Here is a 24185-nt window from a genome sequence, read left to right on the forward strand (position 1 = left end):
GATAATCTGTTCTTCCGTAAACCTGGCTCGCTTCATCTGTCCGTCCTTCAGAAGGCCGGACTCTAACTTCAACCGGAGGAAATCGGCAGGGGCAGGTCAACCTCGTTCAGGACTACCTGTTCCTCATCGAGTTTGCTCGCGCCTACGCGCTCGCGGTCTACAAGTCGCCCAGACTTGCCGACATGCGTGAAGCAGCGGCCGGCCTTTCGGCCATCCTTGATGTCGAGATGAACCTGCATGTGAAGCTCTGTGCCGATTGGGGTCTGTCCCCGACCGACCTTGAACAGGCGCCTCCGGCGGCCGAGATGCTGGCCTATACACGCTACGTGCTCGACGCGGGAATGCGCGGCGACCTGCTGGCTCTCAAGGTGGCGCTTGCCCCCTGCGTGATCGGGTACGCGGAGATCGCAACGCGGCTCGCCTCGCGTCCCGATGCGGATGCTGCGACGAACGCCTACCGCGTTTGGATCGCCGAGTACGCCGGCGTGCCGTACCAGGAGGTCGCTGGCAAAGCGCGGGCGCATATGGAGCATCTCGCCGATCTCTACGCCACACCGGCCCGCGAGGCAGAACTGATTGCGATCTTCAAGGAAGCCACCCGCCTCGAGGCAGACTTCTGGGAGATGGCCTGGCGCGCGGGCCAGCGTGTTCAATAGCCCTTTGGGCAGTCATCAGGCTCATCACCTGAAGGTTATACAATGACGATGACAGTGCTGCTCGATCTGTCGGGCCGAGCTTCCGTCACGATTCCTGAAAGCCTAGCCGAAACCACGTCTGTCGGCTGTCCCCGCTAGACCGCATTCATCATTTCGCGCAGTCTTTTCGCACAGCAACATGTCAGCGGAGGTCCTCCGTGGAACATCGCGGCGTCAGCTTCTCGATCGCTAGAATGCGCTATTTGTCCGGTTGGCAATGGACCGTCGGAAAGGGCCGAACCGTGTCGGTCGGTGTCTGCGCGACGAGGGGGGATGCGATCCGCCAGACCCGGACTTTCATTGACGCGATTGTGGACTGGGCTGCCTAAGCGGATCACTCACCGCCCGACCGGTAACGTCACCGTCGCCAGCAGCGCCACCGCCCCGGACACCGGGTTGACCAGCCGCTGGCATTGAACTGCACAAAGCACGATGAGGATTCATCCCAATCACATCGCGCTTTAGAGATCACCTCGCGGACCAACGAACTTCATCAAAGGACCAATGTCATCCTGGTCGGCAGCCTTGAGAGCCGCGATGTAAGCGGTACGCCGCTCATTCATCTTTTGAAGATCATGTCCGCCTGCCCAATCGATTGGTTTTGCCTTGTAGACGCGGTTCAGAACAGCATCCGCCATGATACGGGCGTGCCTGCCGTTACCATTCGGAAACGGATGAATCTTTGCGAGACGATGGTGCAATCGAATTGCAGCTTCGGAAGGCGAGTAGGTTTTGTTGTCAGCCCAAAACTGGGCGTCATCCATGAGGGTTCGAAGCGCTACAGGGATATGGATGGGATCGATGCCGATGTTTTTCCCCGTCTTTCGGAACGTTCCCGCCCAGTCCCAGACGTCGCCGAACAAGCGTTTGTGCAAAATGATGGCGAAGTCGTCGGTCAGAACGTGAGCTCTCTGGCGACCAAGCCAACGCAAGCCGGACTCGATGTTGGCCTGTTCCAATTGATCGAGTTCGCCTTGCGTTGTGATGTGTTTATGCTTCAGCCCGCCAAGCTCGTTTGGGTCGAGCGGCGTCGCTCCCTCGGGATACCAGAGATCGATCATTGATCGCTCCAGAAATTCGAAGGCATTTCCAGCGCGATCTCACGGGTGAGACGTTCGACTTCCTGAGCAATTTTGTCGTCCGGCAGTTTCTGGTTTTCGAGGGCCATGTGCTTGCTGGCCGTGCCGACGATTGCCATGGCCTTTTTTCGAGCCTGAGCCGTAATGAGATCCTCGACCTGTCCTGAGGCCGGAATGATCGCGTAGACGAAGCGGCACCCCATCGCCTCTGCTGTGGCTTGCATTGATTTCAGGGTGATGCCGCCCGTGAGTTCCGCACGTTCTGCCGTGGTGACGCGTGCGCGGGTGACGCCCATTTTCTTTGCGACGTCGGCCCCCGACATACCCAGCGCGCTGCGGACCGTGCGCAGCCAGCCTTCCGGCGGTGCTTTCAGACTGGCAGCGCTTGCGGCGGCCGTGTCGACGATGTTGCGGTACTGCTGCTGAACGATGGTTTTGACGCTCATTTGGCAAGTCATCCGTATACATAGAGGTTCATTTCGAATACTTATATGTATTCAAATAGGAGAACTCCGAATAGTTATATATATCCAAAATGTAAACTTATGAATACATATAAGTATTCGATTGGTGATGATTTTCCGACCCCAGAAGGAGGCCTATTTTCCGGGTATCCCGGCTGAAGTCGCCAGGAGGGCCTCGTAAGTGCTACCTCACCCCGCCACCACCCACACCACCACCGGCAACGTCACCGCCGCCAGCAGCGTCCCCAGCGCCACCGCGCCCGACACCGGGTTCACCAGCCGCTGATACTGGACTGCAAAAATATACGCGTTGGCGCCGGTCGGCATCGCCGCGAACAGCACGACCACGCCGGCCGCGAGCGGCGGCAGGTCGAGCAGCTTTGCGAATACGAACGCGGCGGCCGGCATCGCCAGCAGCTTGAGTGCGCTCATGGCGAGAATGCCGAGCTTCTCGCCCTTGACCTCGAACCGGAACAGATTGATGCCGAGCGCGATCAGCGCGGCCGGCGATCCCGCCTGCGCCAGCAGCTCGACGGTCCTGTCCACGACGGGATGAAGACCGAGGCCGGTCAAGCGCCAGAGCAGGCCGAGGCCGATCGCGAGCATGATCGGGTTGCGGGAGAGATCCAGCAGCACCGGCACGATCAGCGACGCGGCCGAGGCGGTCTGCTTGCGGTCGACCAGCTCCATCTGCAGCGTGCCGCAGAGCCAGAGCAGCGGCGTGTTCACCGACAGGATCAGCGCCATCGGGCCCGCGGCCTCGTTACCCAGCGCTGAGAGCGTCAGGGGAATGCCGAGCATCACGATGTTGCCGTAGACCGAGCCGATCGCGAACACGACCCCGTCCTCGCGATCCTCGCGCCGCTTCCGCAGCAGCGCCGAGAGCGCCAGCGCCGCGATCCAGGTGAGCGCGAGCGCGCCGTAATAGGCGCCCCACATCCGCCACGGGCTGACGCCGGAAAATTCCGACACCACGATGGTGCGGAACAGCAGCGCGGGGATGGCGATGCTGAAGGCGAATTCGGAGATGCCCTTGTGCGCGGTCTCGGAGACGAAGCGAAACAGCACCGCGGCATAGCCGGCCGCGATCAGCGCAAACACCGGCGCGACGATCAACATCGTGGCCATGCGGCGCTACGACCCCATCTCGATGATCCTGCGCGCCATCCGCACATTGGCATAGTCGATCATCTTGCCGTCGAGTGTCACCGCTCCCTGGCCCTGCGCCTCGGCCTGCTCCATGGCCTCGACGACCCGCCGCGCGTGCGCCAGTTCGGTGTCGGACGGGACGAACGCCCGCAGCGTCGGTTCGATCTGGTCGGGATGGATCACCTGCTTGCCGTCAAAACCCATCGCCGCGGCCTTGAGCGCGCTGCTTTCAGTCAATCTGGCATCCCGGAACGCGCCGCACGGACCGTCGATGGCGCGCAGGCCGAACGCGCGCGAGGCCACCAGCAGGCGCATCATCGGATAGGCGAACAGATCGAGCGGGGCGGAGGCATAGCCGCTCTGGGCGGAGCCTACGTGCCGGTAGCCGTCCGGCGACGCGCCGATTTCCGAGGAGCGGGCGCCGATCGAGGCGGCGAAATCCCCGACACCGAGATGAAGGGCGGCGACGCTTTGGTGCGAAGCGGCGAGCGCGTCGACATTGACGACACCCAGCGCGGTCTCGATCAGCAGTTCAAGCGTCACAGGCGAAGGGCGACCGGGCGCTGCCGTGCGCAGCTGATCGGCAATGGCGGCGATGTCGCTCGCGCGCTCCGCCTTCGGCACGATCACCGAATTCAGCCTGGGGAGCGCAGCGAGCTCGCGGATTTCCTGCGCGATGAAGGCGCTGTCGACGGCGTTGATCCTGACAGCGACGATCTTGTTGCCCCAATCCAGGGAGGACAGCGACCGCGCAGCTTCCTCCAGCGCCGCACTCTTCTCGGACGGCGGCACGGCGTCCTCGAGGTCCATGAACACCGCATCCGCGGCCGAGGCAGCTGCCTTGGCGACGAGACGGGAGCGATGCGCGGGAACGGCCAGATAGACCCGCGTCGGCCGCTGAGGGGCCATCGTCATGTCTCCTTTGCGAGACCGAGTTCGCTGAGGATGGATTGGTTGTGCTGCCCGAGGCCAGGCACCGGATCCATCCGGGGCGACAGACCTGGAATGGTGAGAGCCGGCAGGAAGCTCATCACCGGTCCGCACGGTGAGCCAACCGTTTGCACCCGGGAGCGGGAGCGGAGCTGCTCGTGCTCCAGGAAAGCCTCGACCGAATTCAGGTGCGCGTTGGCGATCGAGGCCTCGTCGAGCAGCCGCAGCACCTCTTCACTGGTCATCGCTGCAAAACGCTGCTCGATATGTGTTTGCAGATCGTCCCTGTTCTGCATGCGCAGCGGATTGGTGCGGAAGCGGGGGTGGTCGGCAAATGCCGCATCGCCAAGGACAATGGCGCACAGCGATCGCCATTCCCGGTCGTTTTGGATGCCGAAGAAGATCGTGTTGCCGTCTCCGACGCGGAAAGGGCCATACGGCGCTATCGTTGCATGCTTTGCCCCGGTTCGCGGCAGAGGCCGGCCCGCACTCTGGGTGTAGAAGGCGGGATAGCTCATCCAGTCCGTGATGGAATCGAACAGCGAGGCCTGGAAGGCGGTGCCCTTGCCGGTCCGCTCGCGGCGATACAGCGCCATCAGCACGCCGTTGAGGATGTACATGCCGGTGGCGATGTCGACCACCGAAAGTCCGACCTTCGCAGGCTCCGCCTCGGTGCCGTTGATGGCGAGGACGCCGGCCTCGCACTGGACCAGGAGATCGTAAGCCTTCTTGTTGCTGTAGGGTCCGCCCGCACCATAGCCCGAAACGTCGCAGGCGATGATCCGGGGAAATTTCCGCACGAGCGATGCGGCATCGAGGCCCAGCCGCTCCGCCGCGCCGGGCGCCAGGTTCTGAATGAAGACGTCGGCCTGCGGCAGCAAGGCGTCGAGCACCTTCTGGCCGTCCGGACTTTTGATGTCGATGGCGAGGCTCTCCTTCGACCTGTTGGTCCAGACGAACTGGCTCGACATCCCGTTCATCACGTGATCGTAGTCGCGGCAGAAATCGCCGTCGCCCGGCCGCTCGATCTTGATGACCCGCGCGCCCCAGTCCGCAAGATGCCGGCTGGCCAGAGGAGCCGCAATCGCCTGCTCGAGCGAGACGACCGTCACGCCCGACAGCGGCAGGTCCGCCTCATTTCGCTCCATGCAATCCGCTCCCGCTTTCGACCAGCGCAGGAGCAAGCCGACCACCCCACGCACATGCTGTGATGATGACATGATGCCCCTGTTTTGCCCGACAAGTCAAACTGCATTTCGCTAAATCCTAAGATTTGAAATGCCAGCAATCGCCGTGACTTGGCTACTGTGCATGGGGTTGTTTTCGCGTTTTTGTTCGCGAGGCCATCCTGTTGCCGAGACCGCACACGTCCCGGCTTTCGCATCTCCGCTCGGTTGCCAACGAACGCCCATTCACCCACTATTCCGTCCGACTCGACATTTTGGGGGATCAATGCCGGCGTTCCGCTTTAAGACATCCATGATGAAATACATGGCTGCGGCGATCTCGGGGATCGCCCTGGCCGTCCTGATCCACCCGGGTGCAGGCTTTGCCTACTCCCAGGAGGAGCAGCAGGCCTGCACGCCGGATGCGATGCGGCTGTGCGGCGACTTCGTTCCGAACGTCGACGCCATCACCGCCTGCATGATCCAGAAGAAGTCGCAGCTCTCGCCGCAGTGCCGGGCGTTCTTCCGGCCTGGACGGGAGCCCGGCATGGCGGCCGCGCCCCGCGCCGGCAAGCCGACCAGCATCGCGCCCAAAGCCGCGAAGAAGACCACCAAGCCGGCGCCGAAGGTGGCCAAGAAGAAGAAATCCAGCGAAAGCTGAGGGCGCGGCACCGCGTTCCCTTTTTGAAACGCGATCATGCCCGGGCAAAGCGCTCACTGCGTTTGAAGTCCCGGGCATTTGCGTTTCCGGTCCCTCGTTCGACGGCCTTGAGTCAAAATGGCCGGGTCATCAGCCCCACACCAGCCATCGGACTCCTTTTGTTCGCCTCCGCTTGCGGACGCTTGCGGCCACGCGGGATGTAAACGAGTCGCGAAATGGTTGCGCGGCGAGGTTGCATTCCGCATTTTCCCGCCCGCCTGCTCAAAAAACGTACGATTGCTGGGGTGAAGGGCGGTCCGCTGCAGTTGGTCGCTGTCCGTCGCACGCAGCAGTGTGACTCAAAAGCCAACGTGCTTTGTTATTTCATGGCTCCAGCATAACTTACGATAAATTTTTCTTTCCCGAATCACCGCGGTGATTCATTTTCGCTGCCTGGGGTCAATCTGGAGGCAGAGGTATGAACGTTATTGTTTTTGCATCGCGTAAAGGTGGCTCGGGCAAGAGTACCCTGGCCGCGCATCTCGCCGCGCAGATCAAGGCGACCAAGCCGATCCTGCTCGTCGATGCGGATCCGCAAGGCTCGCTCACGCTGTGGCACAAGCTGCGTGGCACCAACGAGCCGCCGATCAAGTCCGCGGTGAACTCGGTCAGCGGCATCGTCTCCGCTGCCAAGCGCGACGGTTATGAATGGGTGTTGATCGACACGCCGCCGAACCTGTCGGCCGTCGTCGACGACGCCATCCGCAATGCCACCATGGTCGTGATTCCCGCCCGTCCCGGCGTGTTCGACGTCAACGCGGTGCAGGAAACGATCCAGATGTGCCGTGCGGCCCGCAAGCCCTACGCGGTCGTGCTCAACGGTGCGCCGGCGCGCCGCGACGAGTCCGAAAGCCCGATCGTCACCATCGCCCGCGAGGCGCTGGCAAAATTCCGGGCCCCGGTGTGGGGCGGCCAGATCACCAACCGTTCGGATTTGCTGATGGCGCTGAGCCACGGCGAAGGCGCGCGGGAATATCAGGCCGAGAGCCGTGCGGCTCAGGAAATCGCAAGGCTGTGGGCGGCGATCGAACGTTCGGTGAAGGCTATTCGCGGCACGGCGTCGGCTTCCGGCGCAATGCACAAGCAGGCGGCGTAATTTCCATAAATCATTCCCCGGACGAAAAACGCGCGGATCTCCGCGCGTTTTGCGTTTCCGGAGATCACTATGAAAGCTAGGCCACCATCAGCATGTAGAATACGATCACCGGCGACAGGGTGAGGATCACCGACCAGATGCCGGCGGCCCAGAGAATGTCCTCGGTGGTAAAACCCTGCTGTCCCGCGTCGTAATGCGACGCCACTTCGTTATGACTATTCACAAACGCCCCCGCGATTTCTTCGCTTATGGGCATGAACGATAGGCGGGATGCTTTAAGATTCCGGGTCGCAATCTCGCGCGCATTCGAACACAAGTCTAACCCACGGATTAACCATCCGGACGTGCTCCGTGTCAGGCGAGCCAGACCCGAAACACCAGCACCGGCATCAGGCCGAGCATCACCGCCCAGAAGCCGAACGACGACACCACCAGAATTCCGCGCAACAGATCGGCGGACGCGAATATATCTGCCGCCGGCGGGCGGATGCGTTGCCCCATGGTTATTCCCCCTTTTGAAGACTGTGAATGAAAACGATAGGCGCGTTTGCGTAAACGAGCCGTGGATGCGCCATGCGGCAGCAGCGAAGGCCGTTGGCGCGTGGTTAACCACGGTGCGTCTTCCCTTCTCCCGCAAGGGAGAAGGGCGAGCGTGCGTGGATCGAAAGAGGAAGCTCTACGCCGCGACTTGCATCCGTCGCTCGATCTCGCGGTCGAGCTGGGCGGCGAGTTCGCTGCCGACTTCGACCATCGGCAGGCGCACTTCGGGGCTGTCGACGAGGCCCGTGCGCCACAGCCAATACTTTGCCGGCGCGGGACTGGGTTCAGTGAACAACAGGCGCGTCAGTTCCGCGACCTCCTGCCAGCGCGCCAGCGCCGCATCGTGGTTGCCGCGCTTCAGCTCGGCATACACAGCCGCAAACGTCGCGGTCTCGAGATGGGCTGACAGCACGATGCCGCCGTCGGCGCCGTCGCGGAGTGCCTCGAAATAGTTCGCGTCCTCGCCGGTCAGCACGCGAAAGTTCTTGGGACGGTCGCGCAGCAGCGCGATGGATTGCTCGCGGCTCGCGCCGCAATCCTTCAGGCCGATGATGTTCGGATGCTCGGCAAGCCGCAGCAGCGTCTGGTTGGTGATGTTGACCGAGGTGCGATAGGGGATGTTGTAGAGCGCGAGCGGCCAGGCGGCGTGATCGGCGAGCGCCTCGAAATGCGCCAGCACGCCGCGTTGCGACGGCCGCACATAATAGGGGCTCGCGATCAGATAGCCGTCGATCGGCCAGTCCGCGGTTTCATCGAGGCGGTCCTTCAGCCGCGCCGTGTCAGCGCCTGATAGTCCGAGGCAGATCGGAAGCCTGCTGGGGCCGGTGGTCATCTCGTCGCGCACGATGGCGACGAGGCGTTCAAGCTCGGCGTCGCGCAGCGTCATGCCTTCGCCGGAGGTCGCCCCCAGGATGAAGCCGTCAACGGCCTGTCCGCTGTAATGCCGTGTCAGCCGCCGCAGCGACCTTTCGTCGAGAGCGCCGTCGCGAAACGGCGTCACCAGCGGCAGCCACAGCCCGTGCAAATGTTCCTGTAGTCCGGTCATGTTCCATCTCCTTCTCGGGAAAAAACCTGAGACGAGGGCACATGAAAAAACCCCGTCCAGGCGGCGGGGTTTTCGGGGTTTGGCGCGCGATGACGAAGCTTGTTTAGCGCGCGCAAAAATCCGAGGTCCCCCGATAGGGGCCTTTTTTCGAGACGGCTGCCTCGAACGAAATTGCGCACGACTTCGTGATCATTTGCAAATGATGCGGGGTGCGCATGGAACTGTCAACACTCGCGGAACGCGAAAGCCGTAGAGGTCAAAAAAAAGCCGGGCTCGAACGAGCCCGGCTTAAGGTATTGGCCACGTGAGGCCGACACAATCACCTTCCAAGAGGGATTACTGAACTCCCGCGCCACTGGAGGAGGGGGACAAATGCGCAACGCGAAGGCTCAGCGTGCAAACAGTATGAGCTTGACGAGCGGCCTGCAGCAACAGCCGAGGCCGCATGTCAGTCATGCGGAAATTAGGACGGCCAGCGCTGCGCCTTGCTCACCACGAAGTCGCGGAACACCTGCACACGCGCGACCGTCTTCAGCTCTTCCGGATAGACAAAATACGTATCGAGCTGGATCGAATCCGATTCGCCGAACAGCTGCACGAGGCGGCTCTGTTCTTCGATCAGATAGTCCGGCAGCGCCGCGATGCCGAGGCCTTGCTGACAGGCGCGGACGAGGCCGAGGATGTTGTTGACCCTGAAATAGGCTTCGCGCGGACCCGAGCCGTTGCGTCCCGCTTCGACCAGCCAGTTGCGGTTCTGAAGATGCGGCGCGAAGGTGCCGTCGGAGAGCGTGATGATGCGGTGGGAATCGAGCTCCTCCAGCGTGCGCGGCGTGCCGAAGCGCTTGATGTAATCAGGCGAGCAATAGGCGTGGAAGCCCATCGCGAAAAGCTTGCGCTGAATGAGGTCCGGCTGCGTCGGCTTGCGGGTGCGGATCGCGACGTCGGCCTCGCGCATCGAGAGGTCGAGCTCTTCGTCGGTGACGATCAGCGAGATCCGGATTTCCGGATAGAGCGCAGTGAATTCGCCGAGCCGCGGGATCAGCCAGTTGATGCCGACGCCGGGCGTGGTGGTGATCTTGAGATCACCGCTCGGCCGCTCGCGGCTGTCGGTCAGTTTGGCGCGCGCCGCCTGCAGCTGCATGAACACGTCATGCGCGGTGCGGAACAGGAGGTCGCCCTGTTCGGTGAGGATCAGGCCGCGGGCGTGGCGGTGGAACAGCGAGACCGAGAGCTCCTGCTCGAGCGCCGAGACCTGGCGTGACACCGCCGATTGCGACAGGCCGAGCTGCTCGCCGGCATGGGTGAAGCTTCCCGCTTCCGCCGCCGCGTGAAACACCTTCAGCTTGTCCCAGTCCATATCCGTGAATCCGTCGCGTGTTCGTGCCATGATCTTTATTCCGCTGCCGCGCGCTCGCTGGCGCGCAGGGCCAAGAAACGTTCGGCTTCGAGAGCCGCCATGCAGCCGAGGCCGGCCGCTGTGACCGCTTGACGATAAGTCTCGTCGGCGACGTCGCCGGCGGCGAACAGGCCGGGCACCGAGGTGGCGGTCGAGTTCGGGGCGACCTCGACATAGCCCGATGGCTTGAGCTTGACCTGGTCTTTCACCAGCTCGGTCGCCGGCGCATGCCCGATAGCGATGAAGACACCGTCGGCCTTGTGCTCGGTGAGCGCGCCGGACTTGACGTTCTTGAGACGGACATGAGTGACCTTGCCCGGATTGCCTTCGCCGCAGATCTCGTCGATGGCGTTGTCCCAGACCACCTTGATCTTGGGATGCTTGAACAGGCGGTCCTGCAGGATGCGCTCGGCGCGGAAATGGTCGCGGCGGTGAACCACAGTCACCTGCGAGGCGAAATTGGTCAGGAACAGCGCTTCCTCGACGGCGGTGTTGCCGCCGCCGACCACGACCACTTCCTTGCCGCGGTAGAAGAAGCCGTCGCAGGTGGCGCAGGCCGAGACGCCAAAGCCCTTGAAGTTTTCTTCGGAGGAGATGCCGAGCCAGCGCGCCTGGGCGCCGGTGGCCAGGATCACGGTCTCGGCGAGATAGACGTCGCCGCTATCGCAGGTGAGGCGGAACGGCCGCTGCGTGGTGTCGAGCTTGATCACCAGATCGGTTTTGATCTGGGTGCCCACATGCAGCGCCTGCTTCTCCATCTGCTCCATCAGCCAGGGGCCCTGGATCACGTCGGCGAAGCCCGGATAGTTCTCGACATCGGTCGTGATGGTGAGCTGGCCGCCCGGCTGGATGCCCTGGATCAGAATCGGCTCGAGCATTGCGCGCGCGGCGTAGATCGCCGCCGTGTAGCCGGCGGGGCCGGAGCCGATGATGACGACCTTTGCATGGACAGCGGCGGACATTTCGACAGATGCCTTTCACGGGGGATTGCAGCGCGGGCGCGGAACGTGCCGGGAGGCCTCGCGGAGGCGCTGAAATATCAGAGCTAATCTAAGCCTTCTGGTGAGCTATGCAAGAATTGCATTCCCTGTCGGCGGATTTTTCCAACAAGGAACAAAAGTCGATTGCGCTGCACGCGCAATAAAATTGCGCTGGTCGGGCCGTCTGCGCTATGAGGATTGCGATAAACGCACCAATAGCGCCGCAAAGGCCAGGAGTTCCAATCACGTGTCGCGGAACCTAGACGAGATCGACCTGAAAATTCTCACCGAGATTCAGGCCGACGGTCGAATCACGAATGTCGAGCTGGCCAGGCGCGTCGGCATCTCGCCACCGCCCTGCCTGCGCCGCGTCCGGGCCTTGGAGGAGGAGGGGTATATCCACGGCTATCGCGGGCTCCTGGACGCGCGAAAGCTCGGCTTCGACGTCACGGTGTTTGCCGCAGTGCACCTCTCCAGCCAGGCCGAGGCTGATTTGCGCGCCTTCGAGGAGTTCGTCCGTGCCGAGCCGCTGGTGCGCGAGTGCTGGATGCTGTCGGGCGAAGTCGATTTCATCCTGAAATGCGTCGCACCCGACATGGCCACCTTCCAGGATTTCGTCACCCATTTGACCGCCGCCCCGCACGTCCGCAACGTGCGGACCTCGCTCGTGCTGCATAACTCGAAATACGAGGCGGCCGTGCCGCTCGACGTGAGGGGAAGAAGGTAGCTCGCGCGATCTCGTGCCCCGGACGCAGCGCAGCAGCGCAAGAACGCTGCAGCGCGTCAGGGACACGAAAGAGAGGGCGCGAGCCCATCACATTCCCAGCAACATGCAGAAACAAAAAAAGCCGCGCAGTCCGCGGCCTTTTTCAAATCACGCGCAACGGCAAATCGCTACCGCCACTCCACCTTGGTGATCTCATACGCCTTGGAGCCGCCGGGTGCGTTGACCTCGACGGTGGCGCCCTTCTTCTTGCCGATCAGCGCGCGTGCGAGCGGTGAGGTGATCGAGATGCGGCCCTTCTTGGCGTCGGCCTCGACCTCGCCGACGAGCTGCCACACGTTCTTTTTCTCAGTGTCCTCATCGACCAGCGTCACGGTGGCGCCGAACTTGATGGTGTCGCCGGACAGCTTGGAAATGTCGATGATGTCGGCGCGCGCGAGCTTGTCCTCGAGCTCGGCGATGCGGCCTTCATTGTGGGACTGCTCTTCCTTCGCGGCGTGATATTCCGCGTTCTCCGAAAGGTCGCCGTGCGAGCGCGCCTCCGCGATATGCTCGATGATGCGCGGACGGTCCTCCGACTGGCGCTTCTTCAATTCTTCCCCGAGCGCGGCAAAGCCGCTCGCTGTCATCGGTACCTTTTCCATCTCTTCTCTCGTCCTTCGGTCGCGCGCGCCCCGAAATGTCAGCGCGCACGCAACTTGATTCGTCAGTCTATCCGGAGGCTCAACGCGCTCGCCGCCGGACGTTGATATGGGCGTGGCGCCGGAACTGAACAACCAAATGGCCGGACAGTTCCTCCGGTCATTGTGGCTTCATCGCCAGTCACTTAGCGGAAAGTGGGCCTTTCCGCTCGCGATCAGGTTTCCGAAAAGTAGCTCTGCAGGGTCCGAACCTCAAGGTCCCCGCCCAGATAGGCGTGGATGCCCTGCGCGGCCGCCACGGCCCCGGAAAGAGTGGTGTAATATGGCACTTTATGCAAGAGGGCCGCGCGCCGCAGAGAACGGCTGTCGGCGAGCGCCTGCGGGCCTTCGGTGGTGTTGAAGACGAGCTGGACGTCGCCATTGGTGATGGCGTCGACGATGTGCGGCCGGCCCTCCAGCACTTTGTTCACCCTCTCGGTCGGGATGCCCTGGTCGGTCAGGAAGCGCGCCGTGCCCGATGTCGCCAGCACCTTGAAGCCGAGCGAATGCAGCTCGCGAACGGCCTCGGCGATGCGCGTCTTGTCGCTCTCGCGAACCGAGACGAACACCGTGCCCTTGCGCGGCACCCGCGTGCCGCCGCCGAGCTGACTCTTGGCGAACGCCACCGCGAAGGAGCGGTCGATACCCATGACCTCGCCGGTCGAGCGCATCTCCGGACCCAACACGGTGTCGACGCCGGGGAAGCGGGCGAACGGAAACACCGATTCCTTGACGCCGACATGCTTGAAGTCCGCCTTCTTCAACTTGAAGTCAGCGAGCTTTTCACCGGCCATGACGCGCGCCGCGATCTTCGCAACCGGCGTGCCGACCACCTTGGCGACGAAAGGCACCGTGCGCGAGGCGCGCGGGTTGACTTCGAGCACGTAGATATCGCCGTCCTTGATGGCGTATTGCACGTTCATCAGGCCGACGACGTCGAGGCCCAGCGCGAGCTCGCGGGTCTGCCGCTCCAGCTCCTCGATCATCTTGGCATCGAGCGAATGCGGCGGCAGCGAGCAGGCGCTGTCGCCGGAATGGATGCCGGCTTCCTCGATGTGCTCCATGATGCCGACGATGAAGGTGTCCTTGCCGTCGCAGAGGCAATCGACATCGATCTCGGTTGCGTCGGAGAGATAGCGGTCAAACAGCAGCGGGTTCTTGCCGAGCACAGTGTTGATCTGCCCCGTCTTGTCGTTCGGGTAGCGCGCCTTGACGTCAGACGGCACCAGCTCCGGCAGCGTGCCGAGCAGGTAATCGTTGAGCTGGTTCTCCTCGCGGATAATCTGCATCGCGCGGCCGCCGAGCACGTAGGACGGGCGCACCACCAGCGGCAGTCCGAGATCGGTGCAGACGAGCCTCGCCTGCTCGACCGAATAGGCGATGCCGTTCTTCGGCTGCTTCAGCCGCAGCTTGTCGAGCACCCGCTTGAAGCGGTCGCGGTCCTCAGCCAGGTCGATAGCGTCGGGCGAGGTGCCGAGGATCGGCACTTCGGCGGCTTCCAGCGCGCGCGCCAGCTTGAGCGGGGTCTGGCCGCCGAACTGCACGATCACGCCATGCAGCGTGCCGTTGGTGCGCTCCTTCGCGATGATCTCCAGCACGTCCTCGGCGGTGAGCGGCTCGAAATAGAGCCGGTCGGCGGTGTCGTAGTCGGTCGACACCGTCTCCGGGTTGCAATTGACCATGATGGATTCGTATCCGGCGTCATGCAGCGCGAAGCAGGCATGGCAGCAGCAATAGTCGAACTCGATGCCCTGGCCGATGCGGTTCGGCCCGCCGCCCAGGATGATGACCTTCTTCTTGTCGGACGGCGCGCTCTCGTCCGCAGGCGCACCCGCGAACGGCGCCTCATAGGTCGAGTACATGTAGGCGGTGGGCGAAGCGAACTCGGCCGCGCAGGTGTCGATGCGCTTGTAGACCGGGCGGACGCCGAGCGCGTGGCGCTTCGCCGTCACCTCCGCCTCGGTCGTCTCCGCGATCATCGCAAGCCGGGCATCGGAGAAGCCCATGGCCTTGAGCGTGCGCATGCCGAACGCGTTGCCCGGCAGGCCGCTCTTGCGGACCTTCGCTTCCATGTCGACGATGCCGCGCATCTCGCTGAGGAACCACGGATCGATCTTGCAGGAATTGAAGATCTCCTCGTCCGACCAGCCGAGCCGCATCGCCTGGGCGACCTGGAGCAGCCGGTTCGGTGTCGGCGTGCCGAGCGCGGCGCGGATCGCGTTCTTGTCGTCGTCGCGGCCGAGACCTTCGATCTCGATCTCGTCGAGGCCGGTGAGACCGGTCTCGAGCCCGCGCAAGGCCTTCTGAAGGCTTTCCTGGAAGGTGCGGCCGATCGCCATGACTTCGCCGACCGACTTCATCGACGTCGTCAGCGTGGTGGAGGCGCCGGGGAATTTCTCGAAGGCGAAACGCGGCACCTTGGTGACGACATAGTCGATCGTCGGCTCGAACGAGGCCGGCGTGGCGCCGCCGGTGATGTCGTTGGAGATTTCGTCGAGCGTGTAGCCGACCGCAAGCTTGGCGGCGACCTTTGCGATCGGAAAGCCGGTGGCTTTCGAAGCCAGAGCGGAGGAACGCGACACGCGCGGGTTCATCTCGATGACGACCATGCGGCCGTCTTCGGGATTGACGCCGAACTGCACGTTGGAGCCGCCGGTCTCGACGCCGATCTCGCGCAGCACCGCCAGCGAGGCGTCGCGCATGATCTGGTATTCCTTGTCGGTCAGCGTCAGCGCCGGCGCCACCGTGATGGAATCGCCGGTGTGCACGCCCATCGGATCGAGGTTCTCGATCGAGCAGACGATGATGCAATTGTCTTTCTTGTCGCGCACCACCTCCATCTCGTACTCTTTCCAGCCGAGCACGGATTCTTCGATCAGCACTTCGTTGGTGGGAGACGCATCCAGGCCGCGCTCGATGATGTCGAGGAACTCTTCCTTGTTGTAGGCAATGCCGCCGCCGGTGCCGCCCATGGTAAAGGAGGGGCGGATGATCGCGGGCAGGCCGATCTCGGACAGCGCCATCAGCGCCTGGCCGAGCGCATGTTCCTGATAGCGCTTGCGGCGGTCGCTTTCGCCGAGGGTCCACTGCTGCTCGAGCTCTGCGAGCGCCGCGCCCGAGGCCTTGGCGCGTTCGGCTTGGTACTTGTCGCGGAAGGACTTCTTCAGGGCGGAGGCGTTGGCGAGCCGCGACTTCGGCGTCTCAAGCCCGATCTTGGTCATGGCCTCGCGGAACAGCTGGCGGTCCTCGGCCTTGTCGATCGCGTCCGCAGTGGCGCCGATCATCTCGACGTCGAACTTTTCGAGCGTGCCCTGCCGGCGCAGCGACAGCGCGCAGTTCAGCGCGGTCTGTCCGCCCATGGTCGGCAGCAGCGCGAAGCCGCCGGGGATGGCGTGACGTTCCTTCTCGATGATCTTTGCAACGATCTCCGGCGTGATCGGCTCGATATAGGTCGCATCCGCCAATTCCGGATCGGTCATGATGGTGGCCGGGTTGGAATTGACGAGGACGATGCGGTAGCCCTCTTCCTTCAGCGTCTTCACCGCCTGCGTGCCCGAATAGTCGAACTCGCAGGCCTGTCCGATCACGATGGGACCGGCGCCGATGATCAGGATGGTGGTGATGTCTGTACGTTTGGGCATCAACTCTCGCCGAAGTGGAATTTGGGCACAAAAAAAGGGCGCGCTTGCTGCGCGTCCCTTTGGCCGAGAGCGCGGTGGTCTCCCCTGCGCGCGGGTGGGTCTTAGACCAGTTTTCGGGGCGGCGAAACCCCGAAAAACGCCCATCAACCGGCAATTTTGACCGGTTTTGGCCGGGCCTGCCAGCCACGGGCGAGGTGCACCAGAAGGGCAGCCGAAACGCTCAATCCGCCGACCCAGCCGAGATCAGCCGGGCTCCACGCAGCAAGTACGGCGCCTCCGAAGGCTCCGCCGATCGCGAAGCCGAGATACATGGCCGAGGCGTTGAGGGAGAGCGCAATCATCGAGGCCTTGGGGTCGATCCGGATGATGCTGGCGACCTGGGCCGGATAGAACGCCCAGCCCGAAAGCCCCTGGAGGAAGATCGGGCCCAGGATCGCGTAATGCGCCTGGCCGGGGAGGAATTTCAGCACCAGCGAATGCAGGAAAAGCGCGCTGGCCATGCCGGTCAGGCCGAGCGCCGCGGTGACGATGGTGCCCAGCCGGTCGGCCAACAGGCCGCCGAGCATGTTCCCGATCGCGGCGGCCGCGCCGAACACCAGGAGCGCGAGGCTGATGCGCGAGGCGTCGAAGCCCAGCGCGCGCAGCGGGACCGCGAAATAGGTGAACATTGTGAAGCCGCCGAGCGCCCATAAAATCGTGATCACGAGTGCGATCAGGACATTGCTGTGACGCGCCACCGCCAGCCGCTCGCTGAGCGAGGCCGTGTTGCGCGGCAGGCCGCGGGGTAGGCCGAGCAGGAGGCCGGCGAGCGCGACGGCGCCGATCAGGGCGACCATGGCAAAGGTCGCACGCCATCCGAAGAGGCTGCCGACGAGATTGCCGAGGGGAACGCCGATGACGGTCGCAACCGTGAGTCCCGACGTGACCAGCGCCACCGCGCGGCCGCGCCGCTCCGGCGAGGCGACGGCCACGGATACGGCCAGCGCGGTCGGCATGCACAGCCCGGAGCCCAGCGCCATCAGCATGCGCGAGGCCAGCAGCAGGCCGTAATTGGACGCCACCGTCGCCGCGAGGTTTCCGGCGATGAAGGTCGATAGCGCCAGGGCCAGCACGGTGCGGCGGTCGATATTGTTCAGCGTCACCGCCAGGATTGGCGAGCCCACGGCATAGGTGAGGGCGTAGGTGGTGACCAATTGGCCGGCGGCGGAGACGGAAATTGACAGGTCGGTTGCGATCGCCGGCAAAAGTCCTGCAATGACAAAGCCTTCCGTGCCGATCGCAAAGGCCGCCAGGGCCAACCAGAATACGCTCATCGGAAAATCCCCATGTTCAATGTTTATTGAACTATCAATTGGACCGGTGCATGAGTCAATTGGTTCAAGAACTATTGAACATCGAGGCCATTTCGCTATGATCGTCAGACCATGAGCCGCACGCCTCCCCACCCCACCCGCGAGCAGATCGAGCTACCGATGGTTCTGGATTGCCTGAGCGATCCGATCCGATTGGCGATCGTCTACCAGCTCGCCCAGCAGCAAGGTGTCAGTAGCGAATTGTGCTGCGGCGACTTCAATGCGCTCGGCGGCAAGTCGAATCTCGCCTATCACTTCGCGAAGCTGCGGGAATCCGGTCTGATGCAGACGCGCGTGGCGGGCACCAACCGCTTCATGCGGCTGCGACGCGAGGATCTGGATGCCCGTTTCCCCGGTCTGCTCGATGCGGTGGTGAAATCGGCAGCGAAGGATGCCGACCGGCTTCAGCTGCTGTCGGAGTGCGAAGCGCCTGCTGCGGGTTGAAGTTGAGACGATTGCGCGCCAACGCCCGATTTCGCCCTTCGGGCTTCGTCGAGGCAGCCTTCGCTACGAAAGGGCTCGCCTGGCCGAAGCTGGCGAAGGCTGGAGACCCGGCCTGGATTTGAACCAGGATGAAGAGCGATGCACTGCTCTCGCGTAGACGCTTCCGCCACCGGGCCGTGGCGATCATTGCCGATCGGGGTGCGACAAGCCACCCCAGGCAATCGTTATGCTTAACGGACCAAAGGCGGCCGCGCGATGAAGGTCATCCGCCAGCGATTGTGGCCGATATTGCCGTTGGCGCGCTGGACCGCGAAGCCGGCGGCCTTGAGCCTGGCGGTGATCTCGTCCTCGCTATAGCGCTGCAGCCCGATGCGCGTACGCAGATGACGGTAATCTGACAGCGCGGTGCTGATCAGCCCGATCAGCGCATCTTTCAAAAAGCCGTGGCGCAGGCCGAAGCTGAGCAGCGCTGTGACGTCCCTGAACATGCCGACGTCGGGCTGGAGGATGTCGCCGAGCACCAGCTTGCCGGAGGGCTTCAAAATACGTCGGAAGTTGAGGAGCGCGGCATCGAGCTCGTCCGGCGTCATGTATTGCGCGACCGAGTTCATCACGGCGAGATCGATCGACTGCTCCTGCATGTTGCGGACATCGTCGAGCGAGCGGACGCGGATCTTCGTGTTCGGGGCAAACCGCGCGATCAACCGGCCGCGAACGCCGGGCGCAGGCTCGGCGAGGATCAACTTGCCGCAGGCCGCCGCCACTTGGCTCGCGGACAGCGCCTCGCCGCAGGCATAGTCGAGCACGGTCGCCTCGGGCGAGGAGATATAGCCGATGATGTCCCGTGCGATGATCTGGAAGTGCAAGTCGCGATGCAACTTGCTGACATAGATCGTATGCGTCGAGTCGTAATAATCGATCCAATCGTCCATGGTATCTGAGGGCCCCGGCCAAACGGTTCCGCCAAAGGAACCGGCGCTGCCCGCCTGCGTTAGGGGTGCGACGGCGCGCCGTCAATGTCCGCGTCCTAACAGGAAGGTTTCCCGTGAGCAAAGCCCCTACCAAGGTCTCGCCCGACCTCGATACCCCCACCGATCTGTCGCCTCAGGCGGTCAAGAAGGTTTCGGAGGCGCTCAACGTGCTTCTGGCCGATGCGTTCGCGCTGTATCTGAAGACCAAGAACTTCCACTGGCACATCAGCGGCCGGCATTTCCGCGACTATCATTTGCTGCTCGACGAACAGTCCGACCAGATCTTCGCCACCACGGACCAACTCGCTGAACGGGTCCGCAAGATCGGCGGCACCACGCTGAAGTCGATCGGCCAGGTCGCGAAACTCCAGACCATCAAGGACAACAACGAGGACTACGTCCCGCCGCGCGAGATGTTGCGTGAATTGATGCAGGACAATAAGCACGTCGCGAGCGCGATGCGAAAAGCGCACGAGGTGTGCGACGAGGCCGGCGACGTCGCCAGCGCCAGCATCCTCGAGAACTTCATCGACGAGACCGAGCGCCGCACCTGGTTCCTGTTCGAAGCCACACGTCAGGAAGGCGCCAACGAGGCGTAGGGCACGCTGTGGCAGGGTGGGCAAAGGCGCGCTCTTCGCGCGCCGTGCCCCACCATCCATCTGCAGTTCAAGTCATTTGGTGGGCACGCTTGGCTTTGCCCACCCTGCGGCACCGCCGTTGCGACTACCGCCACAACCGCATCAACGCGCCATTCTTGCCCGTCACCGGATCGGCCGGCGGCAGCGCGACGTTTGGAACCGTCTTCAGCGCTTTCGCGTGATTCTCCGGCGTTGCCCGGGTGATCTCCATCTTCGCACCCGGCGGATAGGCGCCGATCACGCAGAAATCCTCGCTCGCCTTGATGCATTGATGCCCGGTGCCGGCAGGGAGAATCGCGACGTCCCCGGCCTTGATCTCCAGCTCCTGACCGTGGTCGCCACCGAAGCGGACCCGCGCGCTCCCGCGCGCAACGCCGAGCACCTCATGCACCGTCGCGTGATAGTGCAGATAGTCGAAGACCCCATTGCGCCACGTCCCGCCCCAGCCGTTCGCTTCGAACAAACTTTCGATCGTCTCTTCCGGCTGTCTGGAATCGAACTTCACCGCGCCCTGGTAGACCAGGAACGGGAGGATGTTGTTCGGCACGAGCCCGTCGTCCTCGAACACGATGGCGAGCGGCTCGGCATTATCGCGGACGGCGGGCATGGCGGGGCTCCTGCGTGAGCGTAGCAGGGATCAACGAGGGAAATTAGGTGGCGTTCCTCAATGACAGAAGCCCGGGAGAAGGCCCGGGCTCGATGTCATCAAAGTGGTCGCAAGAGCGCGCCTTACGCGCTCTTGTTCTGCCGCATCAGGTCCGCGAAACGCTGGAACAGATAGTGCGAATCGCGCGGACCCGGTGAGGCCTCGGGGTGGTATTGCACCGAGAACACCGGTTTGCCGTCGAGCTGGATACCGCAATTGGAGCCGTCGAACAGCGAGATGTGAGTCTGGGTCGCGCCCGTCGGCAGGGTGCTCTCGTCCACGGCAAAGCCGTGGTTCATCGAGGTGATCTCGACCTTGCCAGTGGTCTCGTCCTTCACGGGGTGATTGGCGCCGTGATGGCCCTGATGCATCTTCCTCGTCTTGGCGCCGACCGCGAGGCCGAGCATCTGGTGACCGAGACAAATTCCGAACGTCGGCGTGCCCGACTTGATCACGTCCTGGATCACAGGCACGGCATATTTGCCGGTCGCGGCCGGATCGCCCGGACCGTTCGACAGGAACACGCCGTCCGGCTTCATCGCAAGAATATCTTCGGATGAGGTCGTTGCCGGCACCACCGTCACCTTGCAGCCGACGCCGGCGAGCAGGCGCAAAATGTTGCGCTTGACGCCGTAGTCGATGGCGACGACGTTGAACTCAGGCTTGTCCTGCCGGCCAAAGCCCTTCTCCCACAGCCACGGCGTCTCGTCCCAGGTGAAGCGCTGGCCGGAGGTGACCATCGGCACGAGGTCCATGCCCTCGAGGCCCGGCCATTCGCGCGCTTCTTCCTTCAGGCCATGCAGATCGAACTCGCCGTCCCTGGCGTGCGCGATCACGGCGTTGGGCATGCCCTTGCTGCGGATCAGCGCGGTCAGTGCACGGGTGTCGATGCCGGAGAGGCCGATGATGCCGCGCGCCTTCAGCCACTGGTCGAGATGCTTGGTGGCGCGGTAGTTCGAGGGATCGGTGATCGCGGTGCGCAAGATCACGCCGCGCGCGCCGGGCGTCGCGGCCATGTTCACCGTCTCGATGTCGTCGTCGTTGGTGCCGACGTTGCCGATATGCGGGAAGGTGAAGGTGATGAGCTGGCCGGCATAGGAGGGATCGGTGAGGATCTCCTCGTAGCCGGTCATCGCGGTGTTGAAGCAGACCTCGCCGACGGCTTGGCCTTCGGCCCCGAGACCAAAGCCTTCGAGCACCGTGCCGTCGGCAAGCACCAACAGCGCGGTCGGTTTGTGGTCCGGCCAGGCGGTATCGTTTTCGGATTGTGTCATAAGCCCGGTTCATAGTCCCCGCGGGCGCTGCCGTCAAAGCGGAGAAGCGCGGATTCACATGCGTTTTTGCATATTTGACAGCTCGCCTCGGGCCCTTCAGCTTGAGCGGCACAATTTCCGGCAATTGTTGGGGCTTGAGAGGCAATAATGGACCAGACGACCCCGATTGTGCTGGTTCCGGGATTGGCGTCCTCGGCCCGGATCTATGCCCCGGTGATCCCCTCGCTCTGGCGGTTCGGCCCGGTGATGGTCGCCAACCATATCCGTGACGACAGCATGGCCGCGATCGCCCGTCGGGTGCTGAGCGAGGCGCCGCCGCGCTTCGCGCTCGCCGGCCATTCGATGGGCGGCTACGTCGCGCTCGAGATCATGCGCCAGGCGCCCGAGCGGGTGGCTAGGCTCGCGCTGATCAACACCCAGGCCCGGCCGGACACGGAGGAGGCGACCGCGCGCCGCCGCGGCCTGATGGAGCGGGCCAAGCGCGGCGAGCTGCGTGCGGCTCGCGAGGAGATGTTTCCCGAACTGGTGCATCCCTCGCGCCGCGACGATGCCGGCATTCGTCAGCTCGTGCATGAACAGGGCGAGGATGTCGGCGTCGAAGGCTATCTGCGGCAGCAGACCGCGATCATCGCGCGGGTGGATTCACGGCCGACGCTTGCGACGATCAAATGCCCGACGCTGGTGCTGACGGGCGATGCCGACAACACCATCCCCAACGCGTTCTCGAAAGAGATGGCGGAGGGCATTGCTGGCGCAAAGCTCGTGGTCCTGTCGAATTGCGGACATCTGCCGCAGCCGGAGCAGCCTGAGGCAACGGTGCGAGCGCTGGTCGAATGGCTGGGAACCCCGGTTGTCTCAGGGCTGCGAACGGCCTAGATCAGGCGTCGGATATTCTAGGGGAGCACGATCATGCTGCGCGATGACATCAACAATGCGGTCAAGGAGGCCATGAAGGCCAAGGAAGAGCGCAAGCTGTCCACGCTGCGCATGGTCAACTCGACCATCAAGAACGCCGACATCGAGGCGCGCGGCAACGGCAAGCCGCCGCTGTCGGACGCAGACCTGCTCGGCGTTTTTCAGAAGATGATCAAGCAGCGCCAGGAATCGGTCGAGCTCTACGAGAAGGGCGGCCGTGCCGAACTCGCCGCGCAGGAGCGCGAGGAGATCGCGGTGATCTCGGCCTATCTGCCGAAGCAGATGTCGGACGACGACGTGAAGAAAGCGATCTCGGACGCGATCGCCGAGACCGGCGCGGCCGGCATGAAGGACATGGGCAAGGTGATCGCCGTGTTGAAGACGAAGTACGCCGGCCAGATGGATTTCGGCAAGGCCAGCGGTCTGGTGAAGGCCGCGCTGACGGGCTGAGCCGTCATTCCGGGATCGCGCTTCGCGCGCCCGGAATGACGAAAGAAACTCGGGAGGCAACCGATGACCGGCGCCATAAAACCCTTTCGCATCGCCATCAGCGACGACATCCTCACCGACCTCAAGTTGCGCCTCGCGCGCACGCGCTGGCCGGAGGCGGAGCTGGTCGACGACTGGAGCCAGGGCGCGCCGCTGAAATGGATCCGGGAGATCTGCACCTATTGGGCCAACGAGTATGATTGGCGCGCGCGCGAAGCAAAGCTCAACCGCTTCGAGCAATCCACCACCGAGATCGACGGGCTCGACATCCATTTCCTGCATGTGCGATCGAAGGAGCCGGCGGCGCTGCCGCTGATCATCACCCATGGCTGGCCCGGCTCGATCGTCGAATTCCAGAAGGTGATCGCGCCGCTGGTCGATCCCGCCGCGCATGGCGGCAATCCCGCCGATGCCTTCCATGTTATCTGTCCATCGCTCCCGGGTTTTGGCTTCTCCGCGAAGCCGAAGGCCACCGGCTGGGGCGTTGATCGCATCGCCGCGACCTGGGCCAAGCTGATGGACCGGCTCGGTTACGCGCGCTATGGCGCGCAAGGCGGCGACTGGGGCTCGGCGGTGACGACCTCGCTTGGCATGCAGGACGGCGACCATTGCGCCGGCATTCACATCACGCTCGCCTTCAACGCAGCGCCGAAGGTCGATGGCGAACCGACACCGAAGGAGAAGCGGGCGCTCGCCGGCCTCAAGCATTACGTCGATCTCGACTCCGGCTATTCGAAGCAGCAATCGACGCGGCCGCAGACCCTCGGCTACGGCTTGACGGATTCGCCGAGCGGGCAGGCGGCCTGGATTCTGGAAAAATTCTGGGCCTGGACCGATTGCAACGGCCATCCCGAAAACATCTTCACCCGGGACGAGCTGCTCGACAACGTCATGCTCTATTGGGCGACGGAGACGGCGACCTCATCGGCGCGGCTCTATTGGGAAAGTTTTGGCAAGCGCCGCACCACGCCGGTCGTCAAGGTGCCGACCGGCGTCGCTGTCTTCCCCAGGGAGATCATCACGCCGGTGCGGCGCTGGATGGAGCCGAACTTCCACAACATCACGCATTGGAGCGAGATGGAGAAGGGCGGGCATTTCGCTGCGTTCGAGCAGCCGGAGCTGTACGTCGGCGAGGTCCGCAAGTTCTTCGCGACCGTGAGGTAGGATCAAG

At 63.4% G+C, this 24185-nt stretch carries 24 protein-coding genes and 1 pseudogene; 9 read left to right on the forward strand and 16 right to left on the reverse strand.

Translation table 11 applies throughout. From position 1 onward, the window contains the following. Positions 1-101: 101 nt before the first annotated feature. Positions 102-656 (forward strand): annotated as a pseudogene (locus IVA74_RS01725) (TenA family protein); the annotation flags it as partial. A 500-nt stretch (positions 657-1156) separates the two neighbouring features. On the opposite strand, the gene IVA74_RS01730 reads toward IVA74_RS01725, so the two are convergent. The 5 genes from IVA74_RS01730 to IVA74_RS01750 form a co-directional block, all read right to left on the reverse strand. After that, positions 1157-1756 carry a mobile mystery protein B gene (locus tag IVA74_RS01730; protein WP_247339282.1) on the reverse strand — a complete coding sequence of 200 codons (600 nt, stop codon included), beginning with the start codon at positions 1754-1756 and terminating at the stop codon, positions 1157-1159. After that, the gene (locus tag IVA74_RS01735) at positions 1753-2220 is read right to left on the reverse strand and encodes a mobile mystery protein A (protein WP_247339284.1); all 468 of its coding nucleotides are present in this window, start codon (positions 2218-2220) and stop codon (positions 1753-1755) included. Before IVA74_RS01735 ends, IVA74_RS01730 begins: the two co-directional genes overlap by 4 nt. Before the next feature lie 207 nt (positions 2221-2427). Next, positions 2428-3366 carry an AEC family transporter gene (locus tag IVA74_RS01740; protein WP_247339286.1) on the reverse strand — a complete coding sequence of 313 codons (939 nt, stop codon included), beginning with the start codon at positions 3364-3366 and terminating at the stop codon, positions 2428-2430. Positions 3367-3372: 6 nt separating this feature from the next. Next, positions 3373-4296 carry a CoA ester lyase gene (locus IVA74_RS01745; protein WP_247339287.1) on the reverse strand — a complete coding sequence of 308 codons (924 nt, stop codon included), beginning with the start codon at positions 4294-4296 and terminating at the stop codon, positions 3373-3375. A 2-nt stretch (positions 4297-4298) separates the two neighbouring features. After that, entirely contained in the window at positions 4299-5465 is a 1167-nt protein-coding gene (locus tag IVA74_RS01750) for a CaiB/BaiF CoA-transferase family protein (protein ID WP_247339289.1), read from the reverse strand. 304 nt (positions 5466-5769) lie between these two features. On the opposite strand from IVA74_RS01750, the gene IVA74_RS01755 reads away from it, so the two are divergent. Both IVA74_RS01755 and IVA74_RS01760 read left to right on the forward strand, forming a co-directional pair. Beyond that, on the forward strand, positions 5770-6144 hold the full coding sequence (locus tag IVA74_RS01755; protein WP_247339290.1) for a hypothetical protein: 375 nt from the start codon (positions 5770-5772) through the stop codon (positions 6142-6144). A 457-nt stretch (positions 6145-6601) separates the two neighbouring features. Beyond that, positions 6602-7279 carry a ParA family protein gene (locus IVA74_RS01760; protein WP_007596685.1) on the forward strand — a complete coding sequence of 226 codons (678 nt, stop codon included), beginning with the start codon at positions 6602-6604 and terminating at the stop codon, positions 7277-7279. A 76-nt stretch (positions 7280-7355) separates the two neighbouring features. On the opposite strand, the gene IVA74_RS01765 is transcribed toward IVA74_RS01760, so the two are convergent. From IVA74_RS01765 to trxB, 5 genes are all read right to left on the reverse strand, one after another. After that, on the reverse strand, positions 7356-7535 hold the full coding sequence (locus IVA74_RS01765) for a hypothetical protein (protein ID WP_027565323.1): 180 nt from the start codon (positions 7533-7535) through the stop codon (positions 7356-7358). Positions 7536-7633: 98 nt separating this feature from the next. Beyond that, a complete protein-coding gene (locus IVA74_RS01770) occupies positions 7634-7780 on the reverse strand; it encodes a hypothetical protein (protein WP_247339292.1) in 147 nt (48 codons plus the stop codon). Between the two features lie 175 nt (positions 7781-7955). After that, complete coding sequence (locus IVA74_RS01775) at positions 7956-8864, reverse strand: 4-hydroxy-tetrahydrodipicolinate synthase (RefSeq protein WP_247339293.1); 909 nt, start codon at positions 8862-8864, stop codon at positions 7956-7958. A 463-nt stretch (positions 8865-9327) separates the two neighbouring features. After that, entirely contained in the window at positions 9328-10251 is a 924-nt protein-coding gene (locus IVA74_RS01780) for a LysR family transcriptional regulator (protein ID WP_247320655.1), read from the reverse strand. A 5-nt stretch (positions 10252-10256) separates the two neighbouring features. Then, on the reverse strand, positions 10257-11222 hold the full coding sequence (gene trxB / locus IVA74_RS01785; protein WP_247339294.1) for a thioredoxin-disulfide reductase: 966 nt from the start codon (positions 11220-11222) through the stop codon (positions 10257-10259). Positions 11223-11487: 265 nt separating this feature from the next. Between trxB and IVA74_RS01790 the strand changes: the two genes are divergently transcribed. After that, on the forward strand, positions 11488-11967 hold the full coding sequence (locus IVA74_RS01790; RefSeq protein ID WP_247339296.1) for an Lrp/AsnC family transcriptional regulator: 480 nt from the start codon (positions 11488-11490) through the stop codon (positions 11965-11967). 167 nt (positions 11968-12134) lie between these two features. Here IVA74_RS01790 and greA read toward each other — a convergent pair whose 3' ends face one another. The 3 genes from greA to IVA74_RS01805 form a co-directional block, all read right to left on the reverse strand. Further along, entirely contained in the window at positions 12135-12608 is a 474-nt protein-coding gene (gene greA, locus IVA74_RS01795) for a transcription elongation factor GreA (RefSeq protein WP_247339301.1), read from the reverse strand. A 212-nt stretch (positions 12609-12820) separates the two neighbouring features. Then, a complete protein-coding gene (gene carB / locus IVA74_RS01800; protein ID WP_247339302.1) occupies positions 12821-16285 on the reverse strand; it encodes a carbamoyl-phosphate synthase large subunit in 3465 nt (1154 codons plus the stop codon). A gap of 143 nt (positions 16286-16428) precedes the next feature. After that, complete coding sequence (locus IVA74_RS01805; protein WP_247339305.1) at positions 16429-17598, reverse strand: MFS transporter; 1170 nt, start codon at positions 17596-17598, stop codon at positions 16429-16431. A 111-nt stretch (positions 17599-17709) separates the two neighbouring features. On the opposite strand from IVA74_RS01805, the gene IVA74_RS01810 reads away from it, so the two are divergent. Continuing rightward, positions 17710-18081: a helix-turn-helix transcriptional regulator gene (locus IVA74_RS01810; protein ID WP_247339307.1), complete on the forward strand. Its 372-nt coding sequence runs from the start codon at positions 17710-17712 to the stop codon at positions 18079-18081. A 230-nt stretch (positions 18082-18311) separates the two neighbouring features. Here the strand turns inward: IVA74_RS01810 and IVA74_RS01815 are convergent, their stop codons facing one another. Further along, complete coding sequence (locus tag IVA74_RS01815) at positions 18312-19013, reverse strand: class I SAM-dependent methyltransferase (protein WP_247339309.1); 702 nt, start codon at positions 19011-19013, stop codon at positions 18312-18314. Between the two features lie 113 nt (positions 19014-19126). Between IVA74_RS01815 and IVA74_RS01820 the strand changes: the two genes are divergently transcribed. Continuing rightward, positions 19127-19651, forward strand: a complete 525-nt coding sequence (locus IVA74_RS01820) for a DNA starvation/stationary phase protection protein (protein WP_247339310.1) — start codon at positions 19127-19129, stop codon at positions 19649-19651. 124 nt (positions 19652-19775) lie between these two features. Here the strand turns inward: IVA74_RS01820 and IVA74_RS01825 are convergent, their stop codons facing one another. Together IVA74_RS01825 and carA are read right to left on the reverse strand one after the other, a co-directional pair. Further along, positions 19776-20297 carry a cupin domain-containing protein gene (locus tag IVA74_RS01825; protein ID WP_247339312.1) on the reverse strand — a complete coding sequence of 174 codons (522 nt, stop codon included), beginning with the start codon at positions 20295-20297 and terminating at the stop codon, positions 19776-19778. A 122-nt stretch (positions 20298-20419) separates the two neighbouring features. After that, a complete protein-coding gene (carA, locus tag IVA74_RS01830) occupies positions 20420-21610 on the reverse strand; it encodes a glutamine-hydrolyzing carbamoyl-phosphate synthase small subunit (protein WP_247339313.1) in 1191 nt (396 codons plus the stop codon). Positions 21611-21757: 147 nt separating this feature from the next. Between carA and IVA74_RS01835 the strand changes: the two genes are divergently transcribed. The 3 genes from IVA74_RS01835 to IVA74_RS01845 all read left to right on the forward strand — a co-directional run bounded on the left by IVA74_RS01835 (position 21758) and on the right by IVA74_RS01845 (position 24178). Further along, positions 21758-22486 carry an alpha/beta hydrolase gene (locus IVA74_RS01835; RefSeq protein WP_247339314.1) on the forward strand — a complete coding sequence of 243 codons (729 nt, stop codon included), beginning with the start codon at positions 21758-21760 and terminating at the stop codon, positions 22484-22486. Between the two features lie 33 nt (positions 22487-22519). Continuing rightward, positions 22520-22975: a GatB/YqeY domain-containing protein gene (locus IVA74_RS01840; RefSeq protein WP_247339316.1), complete on the forward strand. Its 456-nt coding sequence runs from the start codon at positions 22520-22522 to the stop codon at positions 22973-22975. A gap of 63 nt (positions 22976-23038) precedes the next feature. After that, positions 23039-24178, forward strand: coding sequence for an epoxide hydrolase family protein (locus tag IVA74_RS01845; protein WP_247339318.1), 1140 nt, complete (start codon positions 23039-23041; stop codon positions 24176-24178). The last annotated feature ends 7 nt before the right edge of the window (positions 24179-24185 follow it).

This window comes from Bradyrhizobium sp. 132, assembly GCF_023074185.1.
In the GTDB taxonomy this organism is placed as follows: domain Bacteria; phylum Pseudomonadota; class Alphaproteobacteria; order Rhizobiales; family Xanthobacteraceae; genus Bradyrhizobium.